This is a genomic window from Malaciobacter sp. (assembly GCF_055140965.1).
In genome coordinates, this window is record NZ_JBSRRO010000005.1 from 64979 (window position 1) to 76333 (window position 11355).

Annotated in this window: 9 protein-coding genes; all 9 read left to right on the forward strand. The window is 27.3% G+C overall.

The genetic code is table 11. The features are described 5' to 3' along the window. Positions 1 to 33: 33 nt before the first annotated feature. The 9 genes from ACTCCZ_RS03050 to ACTCCZ_RS03090 all read left to right on the forward strand — a co-directional run bounded on the left by ACTCCZ_RS03050 (position 34) and on the right by ACTCCZ_RS03090 (position 11283). The gene (locus ACTCCZ_RS03050; RefSeq protein WP_079578020.1) at positions 34 to 2946 is read left to right on the forward strand and encodes an ABC transporter substrate-binding protein; all 2913 of its coding nucleotides are present in this window, start codon (positions 34 to 36) and stop codon (positions 2944 to 2946) included. An 85-nt stretch (positions 2947 to 3031) separates the two neighbouring features. Next, complete coding sequence (locus tag ACTCCZ_RS03055) at positions 3032 to 3544, forward strand: shikimate kinase (protein ID WP_079578019.1); 513 nt, start codon at positions 3032 to 3034, stop codon at positions 3542 to 3544. Positions 3545 to 3552: 8 nt separating this feature from the next. Next, complete coding sequence (gene hisD, locus ACTCCZ_RS03060) at positions 3553 to 4851, forward strand: histidinol dehydrogenase (RefSeq protein WP_079578018.1); 1299 nt, start codon at positions 3553 to 3555, stop codon at positions 4849 to 4851. Then, the gene (locus ACTCCZ_RS03065; protein WP_079578017.1) at positions 4851 to 5150 is read left to right on the forward strand and encodes a DUF2018 family protein; all 300 of its coding nucleotides are present in this window, start codon (positions 4851 to 4853) and stop codon (positions 5148 to 5150) included. The genes hisD and ACTCCZ_RS03065 overlap by 1 nt, the downstream gene beginning before the upstream one ends. 10 nt (positions 5151 to 5160) lie before the next feature. Beyond that, a complete protein-coding gene (locus ACTCCZ_RS03070; protein ID WP_079578016.1) occupies positions 5161 to 6057 on the forward strand; it encodes a polyprenyl synthetase family protein in 897 nt (298 codons plus the stop codon). Between the two features lie 2 nt (positions 6058 to 6059). After that, positions 6060 to 7367, forward strand: a complete 1308-nt coding sequence (gene hemA / locus ACTCCZ_RS03075) for a glutamyl-tRNA reductase (protein ID WP_079578015.1) — start codon at positions 6060 to 6062, stop codon at positions 7365 to 7367. A gap of 6 nt (positions 7368 to 7373) precedes the next feature. Further along, the gene (locus tag ACTCCZ_RS03080) at positions 7374 to 9077 is read left to right on the forward strand and encodes a proline--tRNA ligase (protein WP_079578014.1); all 1704 of its coding nucleotides are present in this window, start codon (positions 7374 to 7376) and stop codon (positions 9075 to 9077) included. A gap of 9 nt (positions 9078 to 9086) precedes the next feature. Continuing rightward, positions 9087 to 9902, forward strand: a complete 816-nt coding sequence (locus ACTCCZ_RS03085; protein WP_079578013.1) for a mechanosensitive ion channel family protein — start codon at positions 9087 to 9089, stop codon at positions 9900 to 9902. After that, positions 9880 to 11283, forward strand: a complete 1404-nt coding sequence (locus tag ACTCCZ_RS03090) for a CCA tRNA nucleotidyltransferase (protein WP_104412299.1) — start codon at positions 9880 to 9882, stop codon at positions 11281 to 11283. Before ACTCCZ_RS03085 ends, ACTCCZ_RS03090 begins: the two co-directional genes overlap by 23 nt. Positions 11284 to 11355 lie beyond the last annotated feature (72 nt).

An 11355-nucleotide genomic window follows, 5' to 3' on the forward strand; every position in this document is an offset into this window, starting at 1 on the left:
GTATAATTTCGTAACACTTTTTAAAGGTATGAATTGAGTATATTTAGGTGTATAATTCTTATATTTTTTCTATTTTTTAATTATTTAATAGCAAATGAAACAAATAAAGTAACTATTCAATTAAATTGGAAGTATCAGTTTGAGTTTGCAGGTTATATTGCAGCAGTTGAAAAAGGTTTTTATAAAGATGTAGGTTTTGATGTTACATTAAAAGAGTTAAGTAAAGATATAAATGTAGTAGAAGAAGTAAAGAGTAAAAAAGCTACTTTTGGAATTTATGATTCTTCTATTTTATCAAAATATGATAAAAAACAAGCAATTATTTTACTTGCAAACTATTTAAAAAAATCTCCTTTAGTTTTAATTACAAAACAAGATATATTCTCTCCTACAGATTTAAAAGATAAAAAAATATATATGACAGAATTTGAGTTTGAAAACTCTTCTTTATCAAGAGTTTTTGAAAAGTTTAATATTAAAAAAGATGACATAAATCTTATCTCATCTTTTAATCCAATTGATGCTTTTATATCAAAAGATGCAGATGCTTTTTCAGCTTATATTACAAATGAAACTTATTATTTAAATAAAAAAAGAATCCCTTATAATATTATTAGTCCATCAAATTATGAAATATATGGTTTTGGGGGAAATCTATTCTCTTCTTTAGATTATGTACAAAAAAATCCTGCAAAAATAAAAGATTTTATAAAAGCTACAAATAAAGGTTGGGAGTATGCTCTTAAAAATAAAAAAGAGATTATTGATATAATTTATAATAAATACTCAAAACAAAAAAGTAAAGAAGCTTTATTTTATGAAGCAAATAAAATCGAAAAGGTGATGCTTTTAGATGCTTATAAATTAGGAGAAGTTAGAAAAACAATTATTGAAGATGAATTAAAAAGAGCAAAAAGTATAAACTTAGTTGATAAATCTTTAACTATCAATGATATAGTTTTTTCCTTTAGCAAATACTCAAAAAATTATAGTTTTACCAATGATGAAATCCATTATTTAAATAATAAAAAAACAATAAAAATGTGTGTTGATCCCTCTTGGATGCCTTATGAAAAAATAGAAAATGACAAGCATATAGGAATAATAGCTGATTATATAAAATATTTTGAAAAACAAATAAAAACGCCAATTTTATTATATAAAACTAACTCTTGGCAAGATAGTTTAAAGGCTTTTAAAAATAAAAAATGTGATATTTTGTCTGGTGTTTCAAAGAGTGAAAATAGAAAAAAGATTATGCATGTTACACAGGCGTATCTTGATTATCCTTTAGTAATAGCTACAAGATTTGAAGAGAGATTTTTTGATAGTTTAGATGATTTGCCAAATGATAAAATCTTAGCAATTGTTAAAGATTATAGGCATTCTTTAATACTAAAAAAGAGATATCCTAATAAAAAATTTATATATGTATCTTCTGTTGATGAGGGCTTGGAAAAATTATCAAAAAAAGAGATTTTTGGTTTTATTGATAGTATTACAACTGTTGGTTATAAAATTCAAAAAGAGTATTTTTCACAGTTGAAAATTGCAGGAAAGTTTGATGAAAAATATAGCTTGGGAGTTGGTGTTAGATATGAAGATAAACAGTTATTTTCAATTTTTGATAAAGTAATTAAAAAGTTAGATACACAATCAAAAAATGAAATCTTGAAAAAATGGATAAATTTTAACTATGAAAAGGGTTTTGATTATTCATCTTTTTGGAAAATATTCATTTTTTTTGCAATTATCATTTTAGTTATTACATATAGATATAAAGAAGTAGTTGATAATAAACAAAAGCTACAAAGACAAAGAAAAAAACTTGAAGAGAAAAATAAAGAGTTAAAGTTAACTCAAGAAGCATTAAAAGAGTCTATTAGAAATTTTGAAGTGCTCCTTGATTCTACTATGGAAGCGGTTTTAGTATTTCAAGATCACAATTGTATTGATATAAATAAAGTAGGGTATAAGCTTCTTGGATATAAAAATAAAGAAGAAGTGATTGGGCAAAATCTTTATCATCATGTTCATAATGATTTTATAGTTACATTAAAAGAGTCTTTAAATAAAAACCTTGACTCTTATGAAATAGAGTTTGTAAGAACAGATGGTACAACATTTCCAGCCCTTGTAAAAGATAGATATATTACTTTGAAAAATCAAAGAGTTAAACTTTTTACAATAGTTGATTTAACAGAATTAAAAAGTAAAGAAAGACTTTTATTTAAACAATCAAAACTTGCATCAATGGGTGAAATGATAGGAAATATTGCCCATCAATGGAGACAACCACTTAGTCTTATCTCTACAATTGCAACAGGCTTAAAATTAAGAATAGAAACAAAAACAGAAAACAAAAAAGAATCGCTTGAGTTTTTAGAAAAGCTAAATATAACTGCACAACATCTATCATCAACTATTGATGATTTTAGAAACTTTTTTGCAGCTGATAAGACAAAAGAGAGTTTTTTTGTATACTCATTGATTGAGCAAAATTTAGTTTTATTAGAGAGTATTTTTAAAACAAATTTTATAAATATAGAACAAAATATTGATAAAACTTTACAATTAACAACATATAAAAATGAATTAACACAAGCTCTTTTAAACATCTTAAATAATGCAAATGATGCTTTTAAAGAAAAAGATATGGAAGATAAATATGTTTTTATCGATGTTGTTGAAAAATCTAAAGAAGTAGTAATTAGTATAAAAGATAATGCAGGAGGTATTCCTGAAAATATCATAGAAAATATTTTTGAACCATATTTTACTACAAAACATAAAAGTGATGGAACAGGTATTGGTTTATATATGACATATCAAATTATACATGAACATATTCATGGAAAAATAGAAGTTTCAAATAGCAATTATATTTTTAATAAAAAGTATCATAAAGGAGCAAAATTTACAATAACTATTCCTAAGCAATTATGATTTTCTATATTGATTTAAGTCATTTTGAGTTTTACTTAATTTTGGATATAATATTAGCTTGTTATAAATCATAAGGAAAGTTTTGTTGAATAAAAGTAATATTATACTTATAGGTTTTATGGGAGTAGGTAAAGGCACAATTGCAAGAAGCCTTGTAAGAAACTCTTCAATGTTTGCTATAGATACTGATGATTTGATAGAAAGCATGGAAAACCAAAAAATTAAAAAGATTTTTGAAACTAATGGGGAAGCCTATTTTAGAGCTTTGGAAAAGAAGTGTGCTTTATGGCTTGAAAATAATATAAAAGATAATACTATCATTTCAACTGGTGGAGGCTTTTATAAACAAAAAAACATCAAACAAATCGGAAAAGTTATATATTTACAATCAAGTTTTGATGGTATTATAACTAGAATAAAAAATTCTGAAAATGCTCAAAAAAAGCTAAAAAAAAGACCGCTTTTACAAAATCTTGAAGAAGCTAAAAAACTTTACAATATTAGAGTTAGTGAGTATGAAGCTATTGCAGATATTACAGTAAATGTAGAAAATAAAGATATTATAGATATAACAAATGAGATACTTAAAAACATATAGAGGGAAATATGAAAATTATTAGTACACAAAATGAAAATTTTAAGCAAGAGTTTGATGAAATTTTAGCAAGAGCTAAAACTGATATAAAAGGTGTTTCATCAATAGTAACAAATATAATAACAGAAATTGTAGAAGAGAAAAATAGTGCTTTAAAAAGACATATTGAAAAGTTTGATAAGTGGGAAGCAAAAAGTGATGAAGAGCTTTTGATTTCAAAAGATGATATGAAAAAAGCCTATGAAAATATAGATGAAAATTTAAAATCTGCACTACATAAAGCCTATGATAGAATTAAAGCTTACCATGAAAAACAGTTACCAAAGTCTTGGATTGATTTTGAAAAAAATGGAACAATTTTAGGTCAAAAAGTTACTGCTGTTGATAGAGCTGGACTTTATATTCCAGGAGGAAAAGCAGCATATCCAAGTAGCCTACTTATGAATGCAATTCCTGCAATTGTTGCAGGAGTTGAAGAGATAGTAGTTTGTACTCCTACACCAAATAACGAAGTAAATGAATTATTACTTGCGGCTTGTTATATTTGTAATATTTCAAAAGCATTTAAAGTTGGAGGAGCTAGTGCAATTGCAGCAATGGCATATGGAACAGAAACTATTCCTAAAGTAGATGTAATAACTGGACCTGGTAATATTTTTGTAGCAACTGCTAAAAAGTTGGTTTTTGGTGAGGTTAATATTGATATGATTGCAGGACCAAGTGAAATTGGAATTTTAAGTGATAGTACTGCAAAACCAAAATATCTTGCAATAGATTTGTTATCTCAAGCAGAGCATGATGAAATGGCAAGTTCTATTATGATTACAACAGATGAAAATATTGCAAAAGAAACTTCAATTGAAGTTGATAACTATTTAAAAACTTTAAGTAGAAGTGAAATTGCAAGAAAATCTATTGATGAAAGGGGTGCAATTATTATTGCAAGTTCTATGGATGAGGCATGTGATCTTATGAATAAAATAGCTCCTGAACATTTAGAAGTTATGACTACAAATCCATTTGAACTTCTTTCAAAAATCAAACATGCAGGTGCTATTTTCTTAGGTGAAAATACTCCTGAACCAATTGGTGATTATATAGCTGGACCAAATCACACCCTTCCTACTGGAAGTACAGCTAAATTTTATAGCCCATTAAATGTAGAAAACTTTATGAAAAAGTCTTCTATTATAAACTTCTCTTCTCAAGCAATTGATGAGTTAGGTGAAGCTTGTGCAATATTAGCAGATACAGAAGGGCTTACAGCTCACGCTGAGTCTGTAAGAGTAAGGTTAAAAAAGGACAACTAATGTCAAAATATGATGCGTTATTTGAAGATGAAGATGATATCTTTGCAGGTACTCCTCAATCTAAGTTTTTAGATGCAATAAGAAGTGCGAATACACAAATAGTAGACGATGAATTAGATAAAATAATAGAAAAGTATGCAATTATGGAGTTAATTCTTAGTGAAAATAAAGATAGTAGTTTTGATATAAATGAATTACTAAATGAGTATGCTTCAAATAATAGTGATAATGTTCATGAAATGAAAAAAAGTTTATATATTGAATTTACTGGCGAAGTAATTCAAAGATTAGATTCATAAGGTATTAGAATTGATAGAATTAGAAAAAGTAAAAGCACAAATAAAAAATTTTGTGCAAGAGTGCAATGATAAAAAATGTTTAGAGTTATTAGATAAATTATCAACTGGAAAAATGTTAAGAAGTAAACTTGTAATTAAAATTGCAGGTTCTAGTGAAGAATCAATTAAACTTTGTGCAGTTATTGAGATGATTCATGCTGCTTCACTTTTACATGATGATGTAATTGATGAATCAGATACAAGAAGAGGAAAGCCCTCTGTAAATGCTTTGTATGATGATAAAACAGCTATTATGTTTGGAGATGTTTTATACTCAAAAGCTTTTACAGAATTGTCGAAAATGCCAACAGAAGTTGCAACTACTGTTTCAAGTGCTGTTACTCTTTTAAGTATTGGAGAGATGCTTGATGTGGATTTGACAAAAGAGTTTAATACTTCATATGAAAAATATCTAGATATGATTTATAAAAAAACTGCTTCATTAATTGAAGCTAGTGCAAAAGCTGCTGCTATTTTAGTAAATAAAGATAAAGATAAATTTGCTTTATATGGAAAAAATCTAGGTTTAGCTTTTCAAATGATTGATGATATTTTAGATATTACACAAGATTCACAAACTCTTGGAAAACCTGCACTTTTGGATTTTGTAGAAGGAAAAGTTACTATTCCATATTTGCTTTTACATCAAAGAATAGATGAAAAATCAAAATTAGAGGCACTTTATAAAAAAGAGTTATCAAAAGAAGATAGCTTGTGGATACAAAAGCAAATGAAAGATACAAAAGCTTTAGAAGATAGTATAAATCAAGCAAAAGCTTTAGGTTTAGAAGCTATTAAAGCAGTTGAAAATGAGAAAGATGACTCCTTGGTTCAGATTATGAAAGCTATGATAGAAAGAGAGTTTTAATAATGAGTTATTTAGTAATAAGTTTTTCACATAAAAATACAGATATTCAAACAAGAGAAAAACTAGCTTTTCCTAATGAAGAGAATAAAGATAGATTTTTAAAGCAATTACATAGTGAAGCTGTAATTAAAGAGGCTATTTTATTATCTACATGTAATAGGGTTGAAATTATTATCTCTACATCAAATATTTCATATGCAACATCATGTATTATTCAAAGATTAGCACAATATGCACAATTAAATTATGATGATTTATTTGATAGAGCTGATGTTTATGATAATGAGGGTGCAATTCACCATCTATTTTCAGTTGCATCAGCTTTAGATTCACTGGTAATTGGTGAAACACAAATTGTAGGACAATTAAAAGATGCTTTTAGACTATCTCTTTCAAAAGGCTACTGTCAACAAAATCTACCAAGAGCACTTCACTATGCATTTAAATGTGCAGCAGCAGTTAGAACTGCTACAAGCTTAGGTACAGGATCTGTATCAGTTGCTAGTACAGCAGTATTAAAAGCAAAAGAAGTAGTTGATAACAAAGATGGAGTTCAAGCTTTAGTAATTGGTGCAGGTGAGATGAGTGAATTAACTGTTAAGCACTTAATTTCTAAAGGTTTTGAAGTTACACTTATAAGTAGAGATATTAAAAAAGCAAAAATTTTAGCAAATACTTTTGAAGTTCATGTTGAGGTTGAAGAGTACAGTAACTTAAAAAAACTTTTAAATCATATTCCAGTAGTACTTACAGCAACAGGAGCACCATATCCAATAATTACAAAAGATATGGTAACTGAATGTGAATTTGATAGATTTTGGTTTGATATTGCAGTGCCTAGAGATATTGATGAGATTGAATCACCAAATTTAAAGATATTTTCAGTAGATGATTTACAATTTATTGTAAATTCAAATATGGAGTTAAAAGCAAAACAAGCAAAAACTGCATATGGAATTGTAGGTAAAATGTCAGTTGAGTTTTTTGATTGGTTAAAGACATTAGAAGTGGAACCTGTAATTAAACATCTGTATATAAAAGGTGATGAGGTTATTGATAAAAAAGTCAATAATGCAATAAAAAAAGGTTTTATTAAAAAAGAGGATGAAGAGAATATTAGAAAACTATGTAAAACAGTTTTAACAGAGTATTTGCATCAACCTTCAAAAAAAATGAAACATTTATCAAAAAATATGGAATGTGATATTGTTTTAGGAGCAGTTCAATCAATGTTTAATTTAAATAGTGATTCAAATATGTTAAACAAATATAAATGCGAACACGCATTGAAAATAAATGAAAGAGGATAATAGTTAATGAAGTTTTCAAATATGTTTATACCAACTACTAAAGAAGCACCAAAAGATGCAACTTTAGCATCTCACCAATATCTTGTAAGAGGTGGATTTATTAATCAAGTAGGATCTGGTATTTATAACTTTATGCCACTTGGAAAAATTGTATTAGAGAAAATTAGAGCAATTGTAAAAGAAGAGATGGATAAAGCAGGTGCAAATGAAGTACAAATGGGATTTGTTACTCCAACATCTTTATGGGAAGAGTCTGGTAGAGCAAATACTATGGGTTCTGAACTTTTAAAATTTAAAGATAGAAAAAATGCAAGTTATGTATTATCACCTACAAATGAAGAAGCATTAGTTGATATGGTAAATAATAGAATTACTTCATATAAAGATTTGCCAGTTAATCTTTATCAAATAAATACTAAATTTAGAGATGAAGCAAGACCTAGATTTGGTCTAATGAGAGGTAGAGAATTTCTTATGAAAGATGCTTACTCTTTCCATGATTCACAAGAGGATTTAGTAAGAGAGTTTAATCTTATGGAAGAAACTTACAAAAAAGTTTATGAAAGATTAGGCTTAGAGTTTAGAGTAGTTGAAGCTGATAGTGGAGCTATTGGTGGTAGTGGTTCAAAAGAGTTTATGATTTTGGCAAATTCAGGTGAAGATACTATTGTGGTATGTGATTCATGTGATTATGGAGCAAATATTGAAGCAGCTACTAGAAAAGTATTAAAAAAAGAACCTTTAGCAACAACAAAGATTAAAAAAGTACATACACCAAATCTAAAATCAATTGATGAAGTAACAAGCTTTTTAGAAGTTGATCCATACTATTCAATAAAAGCAGTAATAAAAAAAGCTATCTTTGAAGATAAAACTCAAACTGTTGTATTTTTTGTAAGAGGAACAGATGAGCTTGAAGAAACAAAAGCTTGTAATGCTATTGGTGCACTTGAAATAGAGGATGCAATACAAGAAGATTTAGAAAATGCAAATTTAATAGCTGGTTTTTGTGGAATTGTTGATTTTCCTAAGGATATTAAAGTACTTTTTGATAGAGAATTAGAAGGTGAAAATAACATTGTTTGTGGTGCAAATGAAGTTGATTACCATTTAACTGGTGTTGATTTAAATAAATTTGATTTAGAATTTGCTGATTTAATTGAAGTAAAACAAGGTGATTTATGTGCATGTTGTGGTGGAAAGTTGTCTCATACTAAGGGAATAGAAGCTGGACATATTTTTCAACTTGGAACAAAATATTCAAGCGCTATGAATGCAACATTTTTAGATGCAAATGGAAAAGCTCAACCATTTATTATGGGATGTTATGGAATAGGTGTAAGTAGATTAGTTGCAGCAGTAATTGAGCAAAATCATGATGAAAAAGGTTGCATTTGGACAAGAGCTACAGCTCCATTTATGGTTGATGTTATTATTTCTAATGCAAAAAAAGATGAAGAGTTAGAAGCTGGAACAAATATCTATAATCAACTAGTAAAAGAGGGAATAGAAACTCTTTTAGATGATAGAAAAAATGCAAGATTTGGATTTAAAATGAGTGATTTTGAACTTATTGGATTTCCTTATGCTGTTGTAGTTGGAAAAAGATTAAAAGATGGTATGGTTGAAATTGTAAATAGAAAAACTTTAGAGAAAACAGAAGTTTTATTAACAGAAGTTACATCTAAATTAAAAGAGATTATAAAATAAGGATATAAAATGCAAGGAAGTGTACAATCGGTTTCTGATTTAATTGGAACATATGCTTTAAATATAGCTATTTCTATTGTAATTTTTATTATTGGTAAATGGCTTGTAGGGAAATTAACAGATGCTACAATCAAACTATTGACAAAAACAAATAGAATTGATGAAACATTGATAAAATTTCTAAAGAATATTATTTATTATTCTTTGATGGTAATAGTTGCTTTAACTGCATTGAAACAATTAGGAATTGATACTACATCATTCTTTGCAATTTTGGGTGCAGCTGGTCTTGCAATTGGTTTAGCACTTAAAGATTCACTAGGAAACTTCGCTTCTGGTGTTATGATTATTTTATTTAGACCTTTTAAGGTTGGAGATTATGTAACAGCTGGTGGTTCTAGTGGTACAGTTGAAGAGATATCTATTTTTAATACTATTTTAAAAACACCAGATAACCAAAAATTAATAGTGCCAAATGGTGCAATTACAAGTAGTACTATTACAAATGTAAATGCAAATGAAAAAAGAAGAGTTGATTTAGTTGTTGGTATTGGTTATGATGATGATATAAAAAAAGCAAAAGAGATTTTGTATGAGATTATTAAATCAAATGATAAGGTTTTATTGGATGAAGCAAATACTGTTGCAGTTTCAGAACTTGCTAATTCATCGGTAAACTTTGTAGTTAGAGCTTGGGTTAAAACACCTGATTATTGGAGTGTTAAATTTGATTTAACAGAAAAAGTAAAAACAAGATTTGATGAAGAAGGAATCTCTATTCCTTATCCACAAACTGATGTTCATGTATATAAACATAAAAGCTAAACTTCCTCAAATACTAAAAGATATACTTTATGCCCTACAAGAAATAGGAGCCAAACCTATTCTTGTAGGTGGTTGCATTCGAGATAATTTATTGAAAATTCCTTGTAAAGATTATGATGTTGAGTTATTTAATATAGAAAAACTTGAAGATATTCAAGAAGTTTTATCTTCTTTTGGAAGTGTGAAACTTGTGGGAAAATCGTTTGGAGTTTTAACTTTAAATGTTGATGGATATGATTTTGATTTTGCATTAGCAAGGCAAGAAAAAAAAGTAGCAGATGGTCATAAAGGCTTTGAAGTTGTAATCAATAAACATATGAGCTTTAAAAAAGCCAGTTTAAGACGAGATTTTACTATAAACTCTATTGGATATGACTTTTTTGAAGATAAACTACTAGATCCTAATAATGGAATACAAGATTTAAAAGATGGTGTTTTAAGACATATTAGTGATAAAACATTTGTAGAAGATCCTTTAAGAGTATATAGAGCAATACAGTTTTGTGCAAGATTTGAATTAAAAATGAGTGAATCTACTTTTAACTTGTGCAAAAATATGGTTGATAACAATGAATTAACACAACTTCCTAAAGAGAGAGTTTTTGAAGAGTTTAAAAAACTATTTTTAAAATCAAATAAACCATCAGTTGGTTTTGAACTTATGAAAAACCTAGGGATTTTAAAGCATTTTGAAGAATTACAAGCACTAGTTGGATGTGTACAAGATAAACAGTATCATCCAGAAGGTGATGTTTGGATTCATACATTAATGACTATTGATGAACTGACTAATATATTAAAAAAAGAGCAAATAGAAGATGAAAATAGAAAGTTATATCTTTTTTATGCAATATTATGCCATGACTTGGGAAAACCATATTGTACAAAATTAATTGATGGTAAAATTACTTCACATAAACATGAAACTTTAGGAATTGAACCAACTATTAGCTTTTTATCAAAAATTACAAATGAAAAAAAATTAATAGAAAAAGTAACACCACTTGTAAAATCACATCTTGTACCTTTTCAATTGTACTTAGCAAACTCATCACTAAAAGCAGTTAAAAGATTATCTTTAAAAGTTAATATTGAAGATTTGTGTTTAATATGCCTTGCAGATTGTTTAGGAAGAGATATAAAAGATAAAGAAAAATGCCCAAAAGCTATAAATTGGTTATTAAATAAAGCAAAAGAGTTAAATATTGAAAATAGTGCTTTAAAACCTTTAGTTTTAGGAAGAGATTTGATTGATTTAGGATATAAACCATCAAAGCAATTCAAAGAAATACTAGATTATGCTTTAGATTTGCAAATAGAAGAAAACTTTGATAAAACGCTAATTTTAAGTTATATATTAAATAAGTTTCCAAAAAACTAGCCCCTTTAATAATAAATTAAATTATTTTAAACTAAAATACCCATAAATTATAAGTAAGGTATAAAAATGGGC